15 protein-coding genes are annotated in these 18,313 nt (G+C 42.5%); 6 read left to right on the plus strand and 9 right to left on the minus strand.

Features of this window, described 5'->3' with window-relative positions:
* Position 1: 1 nt before the first annotated feature.
* From AAFF35_RS17040 to AAFF35_RS17055, 4 genes are read right to left on the minus strand one after another with little or no spacing between them, the layout of a single operon-like run.
* Positions 2-538, minus strand: coding sequence for a hypothetical protein (locus AAFF35_RS17040; RefSeq protein ID WP_342327734.1), 537 nt, complete (start codon positions 536-538; stop codon positions 2-4).
* An 11-nt stretch (positions 539-549) separates the two neighbouring features.
* Positions 550-1,599, minus strand: a complete 1,050-nt coding sequence (locus AAFF35_RS17045) for a ferritin-like protein (protein ID WP_342327735.1) — start codon at positions 1,597-1,599, stop codon at positions 550-552.
* Between the two features lies 1 nt (position 1,600).
* Complete coding sequence (locus tag AAFF35_RS17050; protein WP_342327736.1) at positions 1,601-3,259, minus strand: GMC family oxidoreductase; 1,659 nt, start codon at positions 3,257-3,259, stop codon at positions 1,601-1,603.
* A 2-nt stretch (positions 3,260-3,261) separates the two neighbouring features.
* Positions 3,262-3,756, minus strand: a complete 495-nt coding sequence (locus tag AAFF35_RS17055; RefSeq protein ID WP_342327737.1) for a hypothetical protein — start codon at positions 3,754-3,756, stop codon at positions 3,262-3,264.
* Between the two features lie 551 nt (positions 3,757-4,307).
* Here AAFF35_RS17055 and AAFF35_RS17060 point away from each other — a divergent pair.
* The 6 genes from AAFF35_RS17060 to AAFF35_RS17085 all read left to right on the plus strand — a co-directional run bounded on the left by AAFF35_RS17060 (position 4,308) and on the right by AAFF35_RS17085 (position 10,907).
* On the plus strand, positions 4,308-5,525 hold the full coding sequence (locus AAFF35_RS17060) for an MBOAT family O-acyltransferase (RefSeq protein ID WP_342327738.1): 1,218 nt from the start codon (positions 4,308-4,310) through the stop codon (positions 5,523-5,525).
* A gap of 35 nt (positions 5,526-5,560) precedes the next feature.
* Positions 5,561-6,559, plus strand: coding sequence for a hypothetical protein (locus AAFF35_RS17065; RefSeq protein WP_342327739.1), 999 nt, complete (start codon positions 5,561-5,563; stop codon positions 6,557-6,559).
* A gap of 140 nt (positions 6,560-6,699) precedes the next feature.
* A complete protein-coding gene (locus tag AAFF35_RS17070) occupies positions 6,700-7,995 on the plus strand; it encodes a M20/M25/M40 family metallo-hydrolase (protein ID WP_342327740.1) in 1,296 nt (431 codons plus the stop codon).
* Positions 7,996-8,043: 48 nt separating this feature from the next.
* Positions 8,044-8,847 carry a helix-turn-helix domain-containing protein gene (locus AAFF35_RS17075; RefSeq protein WP_342327741.1) on the plus strand — a complete coding sequence of 268 codons (804 nt, stop codon included), beginning with the start codon at positions 8,044-8,046 and terminating at the stop codon, positions 8,845-8,847.
* 61 nt (positions 8,848-8,908) lie between these two features.
* On the plus strand, positions 8,909-10,351 hold the full coding sequence (locus AAFF35_RS17080; protein WP_342327742.1) for an alpha/beta hydrolase: 1,443 nt from the start codon (positions 8,909-8,911) through the stop codon (positions 10,349-10,351).
* A 67-nt stretch (positions 10,352-10,418) separates the two neighbouring features.
* On the plus strand, positions 10,419-10,907 hold the full coding sequence (locus AAFF35_RS17085; protein WP_342327743.1) for a hypothetical protein: 489 nt from the start codon (positions 10,419-10,421) through the stop codon (positions 10,905-10,907).
* 56 nt (positions 10,908-10,963) lie between these two features.
* On the opposite strand, the gene AAFF35_RS17090 is transcribed toward AAFF35_RS17085, so the two are convergent.
* The 5 genes from AAFF35_RS17090 to AAFF35_RS17110 form a co-directional block, all read right to left on the minus strand.
* Positions 10,964-12,514: a tyrosinase family protein gene (locus AAFF35_RS17090; protein WP_342327744.1), complete on the minus strand. Its 1,551-nt coding sequence runs from the start codon at positions 12,512-12,514 to the stop codon at positions 10,964-10,966.
* Positions 12,515-12,620: 106 nt separating this feature from the next.
* Positions 12,621-14,204 carry an FAD-dependent monooxygenase gene (locus AAFF35_RS17095; protein ID WP_342327745.1) on the minus strand — a complete coding sequence of 528 codons (1,584 nt, stop codon included), beginning with the start codon at positions 14,202-14,204 and terminating at the stop codon, positions 12,621-12,623.
* A 40-nt stretch (positions 14,205-14,244) separates the two neighbouring features.
* Positions 14,245-15,063, minus strand: a complete 819-nt coding sequence (locus tag AAFF35_RS17100) for a helix-turn-helix domain-containing protein (protein ID WP_342327746.1) — start codon at positions 15,061-15,063, stop codon at positions 14,245-14,247.
* Between the two features lie 147 nt (positions 15,064-15,210).
* Complete coding sequence (locus AAFF35_RS17105; RefSeq protein WP_342327747.1) at positions 15,211-15,990, minus strand: toxin-antitoxin system YwqK family antitoxin; 780 nt, start codon at positions 15,988-15,990, stop codon at positions 15,211-15,213.
* Positions 15,991-16,001: 11 nt separating this feature from the next.
* The gene (locus AAFF35_RS17110) at positions 16,002-18,233 is read right to left on the minus strand and encodes a radical SAM protein (protein ID WP_342327748.1); all 2,232 of its coding nucleotides are present in this window, start codon (positions 18,231-18,233) and stop codon (positions 16,002-16,004) included.
* Positions 18,234-18,313: the final 80 nt, after the last annotated feature.

Genomic DNA, 18,313 nt, shown 5'->3' on the forward strand with positions numbered 1-18,313 from the left:
GTTACGGTTTTTTACTTAGCCTTTCCAATGACGCAAGGCGTTCCGCTTTTATTTTTTCCAGGTCCTTAAGTTCAGGGATCTCCCAGTTTCTTGCTTTGAGTTCATCCCAACTCAGGTCGAGCACAATCTGGTCATTGTAAAGTATTTCTCCCTGTTCAGTTACTTCGAATATAAATGCCGGGGCAACAATATACAGGACCTGACACTGCTGGTCGCTGTTATTGATCAGCTGAAAAAACGTACCCGGTTGTGTCAGAACTGTTTGACGTTCCTTAACTTCAATGTAATACATTTCCTTACTGGCTGCATCCTTCATGCCAACAGTCAGCGTACCAGACACTACCCATGTCAGATGCGTGATGATCGGATGTACGTGCACATGAGATCTTTCGCCCGGATCCAGTTCGCCATAGGCAAGGCTTTCTTCCGAAATGATGGGAAGACCGGCAATTTTAGATTGAACCGGCCCTATAATTTCATACACTGTAGTGCCGTCAGGAACAACGACACCATTTTCAATTTTGTAGATTCTATTCATAATTTATGTTTTTAGACCTGATCGGAACTCCATTCAAAACTTGGTGCGGCATATCTGCCCTGTGGATCTCCGGGAATGGGTAGCTGTACAAGACTGGCAGCAATTGGCGACAATTTTTTCATCCCGTTCAGGATAGCCAGATAAAAAGCATTGGGATTGCCGTTAAAACCTTCCTCCAGCTGGGAGAGCATTGCAGAATAGTTAACATTAAACAGGTTATTGAGGTAGCTGAGTTCCGGAGATCCCTCCAGATCCTTGCCTTTACAGCTGGTTTTTATAGGAAAGACCGCTTCATAGTCTACCTCAATCGCTTTTCCTGTGGGTGGTTGATGCGGATCATCTTTTTTATCATAAAGCCTGCCGCAATAAATCTCATTAAAACGGAAATAATGTGGTACATCTTCATGCGCTGAAAAGAAGGTCGTTGTACCTGGCTGCAACGATGCACCTTCCCCCTGTTCAACGATCAGGTCTATGGCCGCTTCCGCCTCAGAAAGCTTCGTAATCACGATTGGAGTCCCACCACCACGCCAGAAATATTCCTCTGAAACCTGATTTTCTTTTTTACCGGTAAATACATTTTCTTCCCCAAATGTTTTGCAGACTTCGGCAAGGTCATGCTTAATCCCATTATAGAATTCTCCGATGGTAAATCCGGGTACGACGATAGCGTTCAATTTCAGCTTATTGCTTTCCATTCCTTCAGGTAGTTCGATCTGAAGAAAAATATGCATCGTATCCTTACTGAATGCCGCAAGATGGATATCAAATTTCCGGTTTTTAAACATTTTCCCCTGAAATTCCATCTGTACCGGATACACCGGAATATTGTCCTTACCCAATTTCACACTGCCTCCGATAGCAGACAACAGATTCCCAGCCAGCAACATATGCAACATCTCTTCCATCACCACGCTTCTGATGATCGAAGATGCCATCGCATTGCTTCCTGGTTTGATACTAAACATGGCGGTAAGGTATGGCGGAATGGTTGCCAGTTCCAGTTCTATAGCCTTTTGCAGCTTTTCTTTGATCGGTAATAATTGATCCTGTAGGTTCATGTTACAAGTTGGCTTCGGTTTTTAATTCGGTTAATAAATGTCCCGCTAACCTTAATGACAAGGCCGTCAGGGTCAGGGTTGGATTTACTGCCCCCAGGGAGGAAAAAGAAGAATTGGAACAGACATAGATATTGGAGGTTCCGTGGATCTTGAGGTTCTGGTCTACGACTCCAACTTCAGGATCACTGCTCATCCGGGTGGTACAGGCTGCATGGTCAGCACGCCAGGAGATCGCGGTTTCAATGCCCACATCTACCGCCCCCATCTGCTCGAATATCTTTTTTACGGTTCCCTCTATTTCTTTCATTCTGTCCTCGAATCCGGGGCTTTTCCAGAACTCTATTTTTGTTTCCCATAAACCAAACCGGTTTGTCTTCTTCGTATTCGTTACCCGGTTACGGGCTTCACTAAAAACTTCAACAATTCCCTGTAATTGTACTGTAGCATTGTTCTGGATGGATTTAATGATCTCTTCCCTGCTCTTGCCACTCCCCATAGATCTGGCAAGATTCAGTTTCGGGGATGAGGGTGGATTGATCATAATGAATTTACCTTTATGCTGTTCTTCCAGACTATCAAAATGGCGCGACACCAATGTTGGAAAACCCATCTCCGGTTGTAACATCTGCGGGTTTTTGGGCAATACCGCTTTATAAAAAAAATAAGGATGCGAAATTAAAAACCGACCTACCAGATCACGGTCGTTGCCGATCCCGTTTTCCCATAGATTTTTTGCGGAACGTAGTAATAGTTTGGGTGTTTCTATCGCGCCAGCAGCCGCAATAATCCGCTTGCCCTGAATATTTACCCAGATATTCTTCTTTTTGTCAAAGTACCTTACTCCTGTCGCATGATCTTTGGTGTCCATCAGAATCTCCTCAACAATCGCATTGGTAATGATCTTTAAATTCGGATACTTCGCCGATGACACCAGGTCGTCAAGATTGTTTGCCGCTACGAAACGGGCGCCAAAAGGACAGTATTTACAAAGGCCTGTAGTATGACATGGTCCATGACTGTTATTGGAATGGGTATCTCCATAACGGGCTATCGGCAAATGGGCATAACTGATCGGTTGCGGCAGCTTATTGAATGCGTCGATAAACAGTCCATCTTCTAAAGTAAATGGAAAAGCCGGGAACGGATATTTCCCTAAACGTGCAGTGGTCTGATCTTCTGAATCTCCCGACACGCCGATAAAATCTTCTGCTTCCTGATAAAAAGGCTCAAGATCAGCATAACTGATCGGCCAGTCGATCACATCTCCTGTCGCCTTTCCTTTTGCCTTTAAATTGCTTCGAAGTTTAAAATCCTCCTCCTTAAGCCGAAAGGCCCAACCGCCCCAATGCACTGTAGAACCGCCATAGAGAAATGCTCTCGATCCATTCATAGGGATTTCTGTATCTCCTGAAAACGCATTTTCGCCTGGCTTATCTCTATCCTGATAAGCCAGATCATAACAGGAATCATAAATATTCTGATGGTCAAAAGGAAGCTTATTGCTGATCAGGTAGTTCTGGTAGAGTGCGAAATCCCGCATCTTTATTTTTCCTCCTGCTTCTAGTACGGTAATGGTCGTATCCGGACGGGATTCAAGAATTTTGGTAATAAGAGCGGTTGCTGCGACTCCAGATCCGATAACGATGATCTCTGTCTGCATAATTATTTAGATTTAGTACGGTATGGTATGTTGTCTTTTCTGTTCATTCCTCCAATGTATCCCGGATAGTTTAACGGGACACCCTGCGGGACACTGGGGTCACCGAAAGTTCTGAATCCTCCAAGCGCGAGGTTTAAAGCGATGAACTCATTTACGACGAGTTGCTTTGCCCTGGCCAGATTGGTAAATGCGGGTGTAATATTCGCCTGAGTATCGGTAAACAGCTTTTTGAAAGCCGTCTCCGCACCAAATTCTTTGATCAGTTCATCGATCACCTCCGCATAATTTACATACTCGATCAGGTACCGGAGATCCGTTTCTATACGGTTGGAAATAAAAACCAGAAAATCCGCTTTCATATCAGCCGGATCTTCAACAGTCTCCCAGAATTTACAGATTTCGGCATAGAGCTGCCAAAGCTTATCCAGTACAGCATCATCTAACTTACGTAGATTTTCCTGTAGGAAATACTTGGCTTCAAGATTATACTTTGCCATGCAATTAGGAATTAAGAGTGTTAAAATAATGTTTGTTTGAGGAACGTCGCTAAGAAATAAATCGTAAGGGCTACTACTTCTTTAAATGGTTTGACCGTGTAATGTCATTTACAAATTGCAAAAAATATGTAAATATCCAAAGCATTTATCAAAATTTTCTTCCACCCCCCTGTTTGCTGCTCCAGACCATCGAGACGACTAAAAGTGTAAACCAAAGAGTGTAAAGTATACAACCTGATATACAACTGACATACAACCCCTTGCAATCATTTTATTTTATTCTACTTTTAATTTTAGGCTAGATAATTACCCTTTTAATTTCAAAGTCAATGCTCTTCAACTCCATCAATTTTGCCATATTCCTGCCCATAGTTTTTTTTCTCTATTGGTTTGTCGCCAATAAGAATTTGAAGCTCCAGAATATGTTGTTGCTGTCTACAAGCTATTTTTTTTATGCCTGCTGGGACTGGCGCTTCCTGTTTCTTTTAATCTTCTCCACCCTATTAGATTATTTTACGGGAATAAAAATGTTTGAATCCAATAGCCAAAAAATGAAGAAATTCTGGTTCTGGCTAAGCGTCTTGATTAACCTTGGATTTCTCGGTATATTTAAATATTACAATTTCTTTGCCAGCTCATTTGCGGAAGCGTTAGGGAATTTAGGACTGCAGGTGAATCCATCTACCTTAAATGTGATCCTTCCCGTAGGAATTTCCTTTTATACCTTTCATGGTCTATCTTATGTGATCGATATTTATAAAGGTAAAATCCAAGCCGAAAGAAATTTTATCGACTACGCCGTATTCGTCAGTTTCTTTCCACTTCTGGTTGCCGGTCCGATAGAAAGAGCAACCCACCTGTTACCGCAAATTCAGCGCAAAAGACAGTTTAATTACACCAATGCGGTGGATGGTCTCCGGCAAATTTTATGGGGGCTCTTTAAGAAGATCGTCATTGCAGACAACTGTGCCGATATCGCCAATACGATATTCGACCATCCTGGTGGTCAACCAGGCAGCATGTTAGTTTTAGGAGCAGTGTTCTTTGCTTTTCAGATCTACGGAGACTTTTCCGGCTATTCGGACATCGCCTTAGGGACGGCCCGGCTTTTTGGAATATCGCTCTTAAAGAACTTTTCTTTCCCCTATTTTTCCCGCGACATCGCTGAATTCTGGAGGCGCTGGCACATCTCGCTCTCCACCTGGTTTCGTGACTACTTATACATTCCTTTAGGCGGAAGTAAAGCCGGCCTCTGGAAAAAAGTCAGAAATACCTTCATCATTTTCATTGTCAGCGGTTTCTGGCATGGTGCCAACTGGACATTCATCATATGGGGCGCATTAAATGCCTTGTACATCATGCCCTCGATCCTGTTCAACACCCATAGGGATAATTTAAATATCGTAGCAGAAGGCAAATACCTGCCAAGTCTCCGTGATTTTCTGAACATTGTACTCACCTTTAGTTTAACGGTATTTGCCTGGATATTTTTTAGAGCCAAAAGCCTGTCCGACGCCATAGAATATATAAAAGGAATCTTTTCTCCTTCCTTGTTTGTCACACCAGATATTTCCGAATCTACCTTAGTCATTTCTCTTCTTGTTTCAGGATTTCTGCTGGTAGAATGGATTGGCAGAGCAGGTCATTTCTCCTTAAGTAATATCGCGAAAGTACCTGTAGCGCTAAGATGGTCATTCTATTTCTCCCTTATCCTGCTCATGTTTATTTATCAGGGAGAAGCTCAAACCTTTATATATTTTCAATTTTAGATGAAATCACCCGCACCCCAAAAAAGCAATTATTTATGAAAAAATTCCTGATCAGACTCCTCGTATTTACTTTTGTGATTGGTGTTGCCGGCGAATTCATCATCAGGATCTACAAGCTTGTTCCGGATATTCCAAGATTGTATATTGATAAAACAGGGATACAGCGATATGTACCTGGTCAGACTGGATATTATACCAAAGCAAAGACAAAATGGGTCGTGAATAAATATGGCTGGCTTGGCACATCCGATACCAGCAAAGACACGGTGGTCTCTGTTATTGGTGATTCCTACATTGAAAACATGATGAATCCTATCTCCTGTAATCAAGGAAATCTGCTTAAATCCCGATTTCAGGATTACAGTTTTTTCGAAGCTGGCAGATCCGGAGTCACCTTTATTGAAGCGATGCAAATCAGCAAACTACTAGATTCCACCATCCATCCGAAATTGCACCTTATTTATGTAAACACCGGCGATTTTCCGGAAAGCTCTGCGCTTAATCAACGACATACAGATCGGGTCCAGATCGACTTAAGTACGAATACGATTCTAAATGGCAATTTAAAAAGTCCGGGGTTAAAAAAGATCCTTTACAACATTAAACTCCTGTATTATTTATACTTAAGATTCCCCCTGTTTGTTGATGCAAAAAACAAAGAAGACCACAAAGGTGATACAAAAAAAACCATTGCGAGGAAACCAGAATTCGATGGAACTGACGTCAACAAATTGTTTGCCTACTGCCGTAAAAATTACGATATGGAGAAAGTAGTGTTAGTTTTTCATCCGGGAACTGAACAGACCATCATTAATTTGGCCAATCATTACCACGTCAAAAATATGGTATTAAATACAGAGAAAGGGGAAAAAAGCTGGGCTTTAAATGCAAATGATGGACATTGGTCATGTTACGGACATAGCCGGGTGGCGAAACAAATTAGCATCGGACTCCCTTCCTTGCTAAGGATAATAAAAACCAATCCAGATCTAAAAAAACAGGCACATCATTCACTAAAGATTAAATCTATGTAAATTCCAGCAACACACAAAACTACAAACAACACACAAAAAGCAATCGAGTTAAATAAAGTTCAAAAATAAATAAAGCGTGTAACCTTTTAGTTGATGACCTACTCTAACAATTACTGATTTAAATCAATCAGGTATCAACCGTGAAAAAACTCCTATTCCTCTTCAGCTGCTTTACTATTTCCGTTTCATCTGCACAAGAACCGAAACCTAAAATTACATCAAAAGCGGCTTTAACCCATTCGTCTATCCAGCTGCAAACTGATCACATTTTCAACAAACTCGTTAAAATCAGGAGAGACTTTCATGAAAATCCAGAACTGGCAGGAAATGAAATACGAACTAAAAAAGTCATCGCACAATATTTACTTGACTTAGGGCTTGAAGTAGATACCAACATTTACGGTCATGGTGTTGTAGGGATTTTAAAGGGAGGCAGAAAGGGGAAAAAAATAGTCTGGAGATCCGATATGGATGCATTGCCAAATGATTTTCCTGATGAAGTTGCTTTCAAGTCCAAAAACAAGGGCATTCAGCATGGTTGCGGTCATGATATACACATGGCAATTGGGCTGGGAATAGCTGAAGTACTTGCAAAGCATAAAGCATCTTTAAATGGAACTGCATATTTTATATTTCAGCCGGAAGAAGAAACCTTTATCGGCGCAAAAGGTATGATTAATGACGGTTTGTTGTCCAGGATAAAGCCAGACGAGATTTATGGATTGCATGTAACGGCCTTACCGGCCGGGCAAATCATGGTCAAACCAAATGAGCTATTTGCCTATCAAAAAAGAGTACACATTCAATTAAAAGATGAATTATCCAAAGAGGAAGCAAAAGCATTAACAAAAAAAATCCACCGTTTTTTATCTCGTGTAACCACCAACAGCAAGCCATGGGAAATACAACAGATGATTGACCCAAAAATCGGATTGATGAATCCCAACACCATTTTTAAGGATTACTTGTTTATGGATGAGAATTTCAACATTCATTCTAAAAACGACATCCTCTCTCTGCAAGCATATTTATACGAGACGGATTCATCTAAGCTGAAAGACATCCTTCCTAAAATTAAACAGGTAATAGAAGACAGTGGTTATAAAAACCAGCTGCTTTCCATTTCCTATATACAAGAAAATCCAACGGTGATCAATGACGAAAAGTTAACAAATATTGCATCAAAAACTCTTGAAAACATCTACGGAAAAGAGGTAATCATTCCCGATTACGGTCAGGTACCATATTTTAATGATGACTTTGCCTATTTTCAACAAAAAATACCCGGTGTTTACTTCTTTCTTGGGGGCTCCAACATCGAAAAAGGAATTATTGCCATGAATCATGCCCCGAATTTCCAATTTGATGAAGAAAGTATCCGAACAGGAGTCAAATGTTTTTCATCTTTAATGCTGGAACGGCTGAATAAAAAATAAAAACTCCGGCTGCCCGGAAAAAAATCATCTTATGTCCGAATCCTAAACATGATAGAAATATTCGATAATATCAGAAAGCTCTACCGTTTTTCGCTTCCAATGGAAACGCTCTCTCCTTTTATCGAGTTTTTTTCAGAAACAGACCTTATTTCGGCAGGATCTTTTATCCAAGATAAGAAGTTTACGGTAAAACTTTTTCCGAGCTTCAGTCCTACCATCTGGATGAACCTGGGAAGTCCTTACCAGCTTCACCTGGCAAGCAGAGCCCACCAAATTGATGAGTGGACAGATGTACTTGTCCTCCGGAGCCAGACCATAGAACGGGAAAATGCACCAACCGACAATATATTCACGGTAAAGTTTTTACCGGGAGGTTTCGAGGCTATTTTTGGAATAAGTCAGACGAAGATCGCAGACCAGGTCATTTCGCTGGATGAACTGGTTCCTCCTCACAAAATTGACCAGATAAAAAGAGCTCCCGATTTTGAAAGCCGGATAAAGCTCTGGGAGGACTATCTGATCGAACGAAAAGCTCAAAATGCAACACGCCATTATCTCATGACGGTACAGCGTTCCATCGACACCTTTTTAGATACCGGGATGAAGCTTTCTGCAGCTCAACTGGCCAATGAGCTATTCCTGACTGAAAAATCGCTGAACAGATATTTCAACAAAGTTGTGGGCACCGGACCAAAAAACTATTTCAATATCCTGAGGGCCAGGACTTCCATTACCGACTTTCTGAGCAAGCGCGACAGCTTTCTCCCAGATTCCTACGGTTACTATGACATGAGCCATTTTTATAGGGATGTGATTAAGTTCACAGGTACCCGCATTTCGGAATCAAGATAATTTTGTCCGATTTTTACCTTTTTTCCATAAAATGGCAACAGTAAATTTGTCAAAAAAGAACATGAAATTTTCCTCCATCCTTCTCCTGTTATTTGCCCTTGGCTTATCCGCAGGTTTTGCCCAGCCCTACCCGCCAAAGATTGAACCGGGTCCATGCAACATTAAAATTGAAAAGGGTGTTATTGCCAGATGTGGTTATCTTGTTGTTCCGGAAAACAGGAAGCGGCCCGGTAAAGCCCTCATTAAAATACCTTTTATCTTTGTCCGGAAAGAGGGAATGGATTCGGTAAGGAACATTTCACTTTACACCACTGGTGGCCCTGGTTACAGCACAACGTTGGGAATTTCCGGGATTACCGCAAACTCTGGCTTCCTGAAATACGGAGGCTTTATTGCTTTCGATCAGCGCGGAACAAAAAAGGCAATTCCTTCATTAGACTGTCCTGAAATAGAGGAGGCCATTAAACGATCGTATGTAGAAAATCTTTCCAGAGACAGCCTCTTGCTCCTTGCGGTAAAGGCTTGCAGAAAAAAGATCAGCGCTCAGGGCATTGATCTTTCTTCCTATAATACCACAGAAAGTGCAGCCGATATCAACGATCTGAAACTTGCTTTAAAAATCCAGTCGCTGACCCTTGTAGGTCTTTCTTACAGTGGCGGATTGATGCTTAAAGTAGCCAAAAACCATCCCGAAGGAATCAAAGCACTCGTTTTAAATTCACCACTCCCTGGCTTTGTTAATTATGAGGAGCATGGACTGATCAATATGAATGAAGCATTGGAACAGATTTTCAGCAATGTGCTTGCAGATTCCTCAAAGAATGAAAGATATAAAGATCTGCGAAACCGTTTCCAGGAATATTTCAGCAAAATAACCGGTCAGCGCTTTACGATCAGGTACTTGCCAAAAGGAAAAACAGACTCCCTTACTATAAGATATGGAAAAGCAGAACTCCTTGATGCAATAATCGATAGAATTGACAATAGCCGTCTGCGATCCGTTCCATTTGTCATGGATGAGATTATAAAGGGCAATCATTACGGTTATATCACTGAAATACTCAATGGCGTATTTTCAGGAGACCCGGGCCTCTCTTTAGGCATGCGGTATTCGGTTTATTGCTCGGAACAAATTGCCTATTCAAACCCCGCACTGATTGCCCTGCAGGAGAAAATTCTGCCTTGGTTTGCGGGTTACCCTTTTAATAATGTGAACGCAGCAATCTGCGATTGCTGGAGGGTCAAAGCAGAAGAACAGGAAGCAAAAACACCTGTCTACTCGACGATTCCAGCCCTGATCTCCGGAGGTGATGCAGACCCCTGGTGCAGGCCTTTTTACAACATCCTGATCAAAAGATACCTTCCCAACGCACAGCTTCTCCTTATCCATAACAGGGCACATGGATCTGGGTTTGGAGCCGATGCATTTGATTATCTGGAAGAGTTCATGGCGGATCCCTTCAGAAAACTAAAATCCAAAAGCAATAATGTGACCATTCAGTAACTGGTTGAACGGGCATTTGATATCGAAAGACAATTGGTTTTAGTGCACAAAAATTGTAGATTAGACCATGCCTGATCCGCTTTACGAAAACGCCGATAACTTTTATACCACAGCGCTTCTGCCTTTAACAGCAGCAGACAAGCAAGTCATCAAAAAGACGATAAAGAATTATTATCAGGCCAATAATTTACTGATCCCTCTTTTAATTTTAGTCTTTTTCCTGGGATTATGGTATTTTATCATCAGCCTGGCCCTTGTCGTTTTATATAATGTGTCTGCTTTTTCCACCAACAAGAAAAACGAACAATCACTAAATAATCCGAAGTTTATACTCACCGGAAAAATCACTAAAAAGGAACCTCCCGGGGATGGGACCTTCATTTATTTTGGTCAGGAATGCTTTGAAATTACCTATGCAAATGTTACTTTCCCGGTTGAGGTTGGAGATACACTTTCCCTTCATTATTCGCAATTCGATACTAAAGAAAGAGGTGTTCTTCTTGACGTAGAAAAGGAAAACCCAATTGCTCCGATGCCTGTTACAGCGACAGAATAGAAAAAATAAAACCCCATAAGTCATTCGGCTTATAGGGTTTTAAACGACCGCAAATATTATATCGCATCCATTAACAGCGATACTGCAATTGTAGGATTGCCAAGCACTTTAAGCGGAACAGTGGCACCATACATTTCTTTATCGTTCGGTTCTACACGGATGCTGAGCAGACCGCCTGTTACCGAAGCGAGCGGTAATCTGAAGTCAAAATGAACCTTTGGTATTTTCATACAATTGGAACACTTTTCTACTTCGTCCGGCTGGAAAAAAACAGACTTATCCAGCACCTCCCCATCTTTAAGCAGATACACCTTGAAAGTGCCGGGAATCTTGGTTCTATCCAGGTCGCTCACCCGCACATTGACTTCCTGATCATAGGCCGAAAAGGTCCGTGCCATGCCCAGAAACAAGTGCTTGTTTGATTGGGCCTGCGGCAGATCCAAGGTCATAGATTCATAGGAAACATCAAAATTCGTAGCAAGGTCTATGGTAAATTCTGCGGTCAGGTCATCCCGTTTCAAGGTCTGCGCCCATGGATTCATCTTACCCAATGCAGCATTGGTAAACACGAGATAACTGGAGCTGCTTTTGTTTTTAATGGTTTTCATGAAACCATCAACGGTTTGAGCATTGTTATTGGCCTGCCATATCCACCACATTCGGTCGAGGTTGCAATGGTAAAACCAAAAAATGGGATCAAAGGCAGAAATATTTTGCTTACTCATCGTATCGCCTGTGGCATCGTGTCCGGAATCATGGCCCTCGATGAAGTCCAGGCTGGGCGTACCATCAAGCAGACCATTGAAATTGTCCCACCATACTTCTGTCTGCGCATTGGCATAGTATTTCATGACATCCGCATTGAAATTTTTGAAAATGGTCTGAGCATCGTAACGGTTTGTTTGGTAGCCCGCTTTGTAATTGGGATTAGTACTTCCTGAGGCGGTACCGATGTCAATTGGCAAGGTATAGGAACCAAATGGTGCTTCATACATCCAGTCGGGCAGCAGCTCATTAAAGTCCCAATAAGGCAATGTTACGTCTTCGCAACCTTCAATTGTACGCAGGCAATTTTCAAATGCCCACATTTGAACCCTGTGCCATGGCTGAAAACCCGGATCATGATGCTGACAGAATGCAAGTGGTAATCCATGTATTGCAGCATTCTGAAAATATCCATTCAAATCATCGGTACCAAGATTCATGATTCCGATGAAGGCGGTTTTCAGTTTTTCCAATTCTTCGGCAGTCAACGAGGTCAGGCTCTTCCTTACCCTCCCTGTTACCGGAACAGCAGACATTTTTAGTAAGGAGCTATTTTGATGTTGTGGTTCTCCTTCGGGATATCCGGCGACCATCCAGGCGAGAAAGCTACTGATCATTTCTTTGGACCATGGTGTTCCCGGATCCATCGGCATCCGCCCCGGTGCATCAGGAGGTAGAGATACCCGCTGATAAATGTCCGGGGCATGGCTCACCACGAATGAATAACTGCTCAGGTCGAATCCCCTGATGCTCCGCATTTGTGCAATATCAAAAGCGGTAAAATAATTTTTGACTTCCCCATGCCATGTAGGCGCCTGGGTAATTTGTGAGGGTGTTAACATGATTAAAGGTGTTTTGATAGCGTAATTACAATAATATAAATCTATACATAAATTTATTAATTGCAATGCAACAAACCTGTTTTTCCGGCGAATCTGTCAGTAATTATTATCCGCTCAGATTGCGGCCTTCGCAGAGTGTCCGATTCCAAATTGGTGCAAACCAGCAGGCCGCCGCCTTTTTAAATTCCTGACCGTTCGGTTCCTGATCAGCAGCCCAGGCGACAATTCCATCTGGTCGGATCAGTACAGCGCTCAAACCCAACTGATCCTTCGCCCGACCTGAAACATACTTCATTGGATTGCCATAATCGCCAGCCAAAGCGCTTAGCGAGGCATTCCCATCAAAGTCAAGCAGGATTCCCCGGCCATCGCGCATCATTTCTCCAATCATTATCCCCTCTTCCAACTCAAAATTGGGAACACTATGACCGATCAGCCGATGATTGCCACCAAGATCATAATGTGTAAAGATACCCCAGATCCGTCCTGCGAAATAGGTCGCTCCATCTCGGGTATTGATAAGATCCCGGACAATTGCATTCAGCGCAAGGGCAGCTGGCTCCGGCTTCATGATGGCCACCTGTGCGCGTGACCAATCCAACACCTGTGCGCCAATTGGGTGACGCTCTGCTTCATAACTCTCCAACAACCCCTCCGGTGCTCTATGATGAATGATTGCGGCGAGTTTCCAGCCAAGGTTCATGGCATCGCCCAGCCCAAGGTTAAGCCCCTGGCCTCCCAATGGTGCGTGAATGTGTGCCGCATCGCCGGCTAAAAGTACCCGTTTGTTGCGGTAGGTGCTGGCCTGCCTTGCCCGGTCAGTCCAGGTGGTTGCGATATGTAGCGCAGTAATCGTAACGTCGGTATTCGACATGCGGCGTAACAGATCCTGAACATGTTCAAGGGTGACTGGTTTTCGGGATTGATGAAATGCCCCGGCATCGAAATCCTGCAGGATCAGATAATCCGGCCGCGATAGCATGTACATTCCTGTTGGCGTAGCGATTCTGCCAGGGCTAAGTTTTTCCGGATCGGCAATAGCAAGCTGAATAGAATAACCGGTAAATTCAGGTTCGGTACCAGCGAATTCAAAACCACCGGTCTTGCGAACCATACTGCGGCTTCCATCACAGCCTACCAACCATTTACTTTGGAAAGATTCGTCGGCCGACTGAACGGTTACCCCAGACTGATTTTGATCAAAATCAGTCATGGTAAGTCCACGTTTAATCACTACACCCAGCGCTTCTGCCCGACTGGTCAGCATGGTTTCCAGCTCCTCCATTTCGGAAATTAAACTCATAGCTGTAGCGCCTGGCAGACGGTATTTCCACTGTGAAACCTCTACATTGTTAAAATTAAAGGGAATGCCAGCGAAGTGCCCTCCCGGACGTTGCGGTTCGGACAATTTCCCAGCTGCAGCCGAGCTGACATGAGGAGTTTTAATATGTTGATGTAGTTTTAGTTCATTTAGCAAACCGCGGCGGTAAAGTGCTTCAATAGTAGGCGCCGAAAGCCCCCGTATACCGAAAGGAATTTGCTTCAATGGCGATTTCGGATGTTCCGCCTTTTCGAGTATCAGCACTGAACATTTGGCCAGGGCCAGCTCACAGGCGAGGAAAAGGCCTACTGGTCCGGCACCGGAAATGATGACATCGTAAATAAAAGGATTTTTAAGTGTTGTTTTCATATAAAATAAATGAAATACAAAACTCAGGAATACGCCTGGGTTAGGCTTGTATAAATGCGACAAAATTACTGTCCAGCGCCTGTTTCGCTTTCTTTGCTTTTCGGGCAAATGCCGCCGGGGTACTGCCACTATAGCGTTTAAATTCCCTGCTGAGGTGGGATTGATCTGTATAGCCCAGCTCATGAGCTAAACTGGCAAGGTTAGAATCCGGATAAAGCCACAATTGGTTTCGCGCCTGCTCAAAGCGCATCAGGCCAGACACATCTTTAACCGTATAGCCGGAAGATTGCTTGAAGTTTCTTTCCAGAGTACGAACCGTCGCATGAGCCGCCGCTGCGACCTGGCTTACCGGTATGTTGCCCTTTGCTTCATTTATCGCAACTCCCGCTTTGAAGAGCATACTGTCAATAGCAACCCGCGACCGTGCCTCCAGAAAATATTGCTTTAACTCAGTCAGCGCCTCCGCTATCCTACCCCCAAGCATCAACTGATTCAACCTGGGTTGAAGCTGAGTGATGGGATGTTCAAATACGCGAATCCAGTCTCTACCGGAAGGCAGTCCGAGCAAGTCGAATACCGTCCAGGGAAAGCACCTGACCCCAATGATTTCTAAACGGTTTTTCATGTAAAAGATAGCAGGTTGATTAAGTAAGCCCACCATAAACGGTGATGGCAATGGTTGCAACTCTCCGTTATTTACAATGCTGCAGCTACCTCCGAAATGAAAAATAATTTCCGCGGAACCATCAGGTACAACCTCAAAACCCGATTCTGTTTCTCCGGACTCCCTTCTGTTGTACCAAAAGCACTTTATCGTATCCCGTAGTGCTTCAGGAGGTTCAAATTCTTGGTGCTGCATGTCGAAAGATAGGCATATTTCTATCCATAGTTGTATATAACAACCATAAGTAGCGTGCATACAACCATAAGTTTCTGTAATTTCTTTGATTCTGGAAATCTATCCGAATACCTTTGCTATATCGAAAGAATAAATAAAGAGACCCTACTATTTTTTATCGCTTTGCTGATATTTCTCAAAATCAGCCTTTGTCACTTTATCGCCCAGAAGGTAATAGCTTTCGAAAAGAATACTTCCATCGGGTTTGTACATGTGCGAAACGCCATGTCTTTTACCATTTTCATACATTGCATCCATGCTTTTTTTGCCCAAAGCGTAGGAAGTTGACAAACCGTTTTGCAAATCGTCCTTATAATTGTTTTCTGTTATGATTTTACCATTATTAAAAACACGGTAAGGGCCATGTCGCAAATCATTTTCATAATAAGCCTCGGTACTCAGCTGATCACCGGAATAGGTTAAAGACAAACCATGCTTTTTACCTGCCTTATAGGCTGATTTGTTGATGATTTTGCTTCCTTTATACATCTCGCTTAGGCCATCCTGCTTGCCGTCTTTATATTCCTGACGCAACCAAACCTGGTCCTCACTGTTATAGTTTTCCTTTAAACCATTGCGCAGACCATTTTTATAATGCAGTTTACATTCCATTTTTCCTCCCTGGGAATACCAAAAAGCCTCACCTGTAATCAATCCTTTATGAATGGTGTATAAAGCGAAACCGCCTTCATCAAAAGGGATTTTATACTGGCCCTGTAATAGTTTGTGATTTAAAGACAGGACCATTTCAGTACTGTCTTTGTTATAGGTTTTCAGCAGATGCTCCCATTTAATTTCTTCGGGCAACTGTGCAAAAAGAGAGGTCCCCAGACAAAGAAAAACAAGGGTATAGCTAAGCTTTTTAACCATTTTCTGATGAATTTTCATGTTTCTATATTTTATAAGACCAACAACCCAAAATCTCTTAAATTATAAATTGGTTCTGAATACCAGAACAATTCAAAATGCTCCATGCTGCTTTCAAAATCAGCCTTAATATCCTGGAATGTATATACCTGGGTATTGGAAACCGCTATTTTCTCTAAGATAGAACCGAGCCATGCCCCTTCATTTTTATTGACCTGAATCTCAAAGCTTTCCTTTTTATCATGAAAAGTCAAAATCGTCATCTCCAGAGGCTTGTTCTTTTTGTACTTGGTAAAACTTTCTGCTTCCGGCTTCCCTCCCAGCCAAACCACTTTAGCCGTTGGTTTAGTATTGAACTTACTTTCCTCTTTGATTGCTTTCTCAATAAAATCAGGAGCAATCGTTGTTTTTGGGATCTTAAAATCAAACCAGTCCTGCAATTTGTAATCGAAGCAAATGCCATGCATAAAATTGAAAAGCGATTTCTTCAAGCCAAAACTGAATTTATTATGATCTATTCCTGTTTTATCGATGTAATTGATGTCATTATTGGCAAAGGTTCCGATCGCTTCGGTCTCTTTGACCACCCCGAATTTTTCAGGATACATGCCCACAGGGCTATGTGCAGTCATCGCAAACTGATGCCAGAAGCCAGATTGAAGCACTCCTGCTTCAAACAATTGTCGCACCATTTCCAGACTGTCTATGGTCTCCTGAATGGTCTGTGTCGGATATCCATACATCAGATAAGCATGAACCAATACCCCTGCTTCCGTAAAATTCCGGGTAACCTGGGCAACCTGTTCAACCGTCACTCCTTTATCGATTAGCTTTAATAAGCGATCCGATGCTACCTCTAAACCGCCGGAAACGGCAATACAACCTGATGCTTTAAGCAGCAGGCATAAATCTCTGGTAAAGCTTTTCTCAAACCGGATATTTGTCCACCAGGTAACAGAAATTTTTCTTCTTAAAATTTCGAGTGCGACTTCCCGCATCAGCGCTGGTGGTGCTGCTTCGTCTACAAAATGAAAACCATTCTGCCCCGTTTTTTCACTTAAGTCCTCAATTCGATCTACAATCAGTTTAGCAGCAACGGGTTCATAGACTTTAATATAATCCAAAGAAATATCACAAAATGTACATTTTCCCCAATAACAACCATGCGCCATGGTCAGTTTATTCCAACGCCCATCGCTCCACATCCGGTGCATTGGATTTACAATTTCTATCACCGAAATGTATTGGTCCAGTTTCAAATCGCTATAATCCGGCGTTCCTACATCAGACTGTTTATAATCACTTCTTAATGCGTCATTTCTATAGGTAACCTCTCCATTTTCCAATAAAAAGGTTCTTTTATACAAGTTAAAATCTCCACCTTTTATGATCGAATTATAGATCAGTTCCACAGGCAATTCCCCATCATCCAGGGAGATATAATCGAAAAATTCAAAGACTCTTTTATCAGAAAGGGAACGCAATTCTGTATTGGGAAATCCGCCACCCATGGAGGTTTTAATCTCAGGATAATTTCTTTTTACAAACTGTGCGCAGCGGAAAGCGGCATATAAATTTCCCGGAAAGGGAACAGAGATCAGGAATAACTTCGGTTGAACAATGGCAATTTTCTCTTCTAAAATTTCAACCAGGATCTTATCCATATAGGTGTACTCCTGGTTTAAAGCTTCGTAAAGCTCATCAAAGGAGTTTGCACTTCTGCCTAACCTTTCGGCATAACGGCTAAAGCCAAAATTCGGATCAATACATTCGATAATAAAATCCGAAATATCCTCAAGATATAATGTGGCTAAATGTTTGGCCTTATCCTGCGTTCCCATGACGCCAAATGCCCAATCCAGCTCTTCCAATTCCGCAAATCGCGATGCTTCCGGCAAAAAATCCTCTTGACAGATTTGCAAAGCCAGGGTTGGGTTTTTACCTTGCAAAAAGGCAATAACGGCATCAATAGTCTTGATGTACTCGTTTTTTAAGGCAAGAATTCGCTTTGCATTTAAGCTCTTTTGCTGATGACGGAGCCCTTCGGCATGGCCGAACAAATCTTCCAGACCTTTCCTGCAAAACAAGGCCAAAATTACCTCAATACCTAAATCAGCCTGCGTCGAAGAAATATCTTTAGTATTCAAAAATCCTTTGATATAGGCAGTTGCAGGATACGGGGTATTCAGCTGGGTAAAGGGAGGCGTAACAAGGAAAAGATCTGTTTTCAAAATGGAATTGTATTTCCTGACAAAAATATCCATAATTATTTTAGTATCGGCCTTTCTCAAATGATAAAATTCACCTGCATGCTGATGGAGCAATGATTTTGACATCAGGACCG

Source organism: Pedobacter sp. FW305-3-2-15-E-R2A2, from assembly GCF_038446955.1.
GTDB lineage: Bacteria > Bacteroidota > Bacteroidia > Sphingobacteriales > Sphingobacteriaceae > Pedobacter.

Excerpts from the sequence above, each read along its gene's own strand:
- AAFF35_RS17040 (WP_342327734.1), bottom strand. The coding sequence starts at position 538 with ATGAATAGAATCTACAAAATTGAAAATGGTGTCGTTGTTCCTGACGGC.
- AAFF35_RS17045 (WP_342327735.1), bottom strand. The coding sequence starts at position 1,599 with ATGAACCTACAGGATCAATTATTACCGATCAAAGAAAAGCTGCAAAAG.
- AAFF35_RS17050 (WP_342327736.1), bottom strand. The coding sequence starts at position 3,259 with ATGCAGACAGAGATCATCGTTATCGGATCTGGAGTCGCAGCAACCGCT.
- AAFF35_RS17055 (WP_342327737.1), bottom strand. The coding sequence starts at position 3,756 with ATGGCAAAGTATAATCTTGAAGCCAAGTATTTCCTACAGGAAAATCTA.
- AAFF35_RS17060 (WP_342327738.1), top strand. The coding sequence starts at position 4,308 with ATGAAGAAATTCTGGTTCTGGCTAAGCGTCTTGATTAACCTTGGATTT.
- AAFF35_RS17065 (WP_342327739.1), top strand. The coding sequence starts at position 5,561 with ATGAAAAAATTCCTGATCAGACTCCTCGTATTTACTTTTGTGATTGGT.
- AAFF35_RS17075 (WP_342327741.1), top strand. The coding sequence starts at position 8,044 with ATGATAGAAATATTCGATAATATCAGAAAGCTCTACCGTTTTTCGCTT.
- AAFF35_RS17080 (WP_342327742.1), top strand. The coding sequence starts at position 8,909 with ATGAAATTTTCCTCCATCCTTCTCCTGTTATTTGCCCTTGGCTTATCC.
- AAFF35_RS17085 (WP_342327743.1), top strand. The coding sequence starts at position 10,419 with ATGCCTGATCCGCTTTACGAAAACGCCGATAACTTTTATACCACAGCG.
- AAFF35_RS17090 (WP_342327744.1), bottom strand. The coding sequence starts at position 12,514 with ATGTTAACACCCTCACAAATTACCCAGGCGCCTACATGGCATGGGGAA.
- AAFF35_RS17095 (WP_342327745.1), bottom strand. The coding sequence starts at position 14,204 with ATGAAAACAACACTTAAAAATCCTTTTATTTACGATGTCATCATTTCC.
- AAFF35_RS17100 (WP_342327746.1), bottom strand. The coding sequence starts at position 15,063 with ATGCAGCACCAAGAATTTGAACCTCCTGAAGCACTACGGGATACGATA.
- AAFF35_RS17105 (WP_342327747.1), bottom strand. The coding sequence starts at position 15,990 with ATGAAAATTCATCAGAAAATGGTTAAAAAGCTTAGCTATACCCTTGTT.
- AAFF35_RS17110 (WP_342327748.1), bottom strand. The coding sequence starts at position 18,233 with ATGGATATTTTTGTCAGGAAATACAATTCCATTTTGAAAACAGATCTT.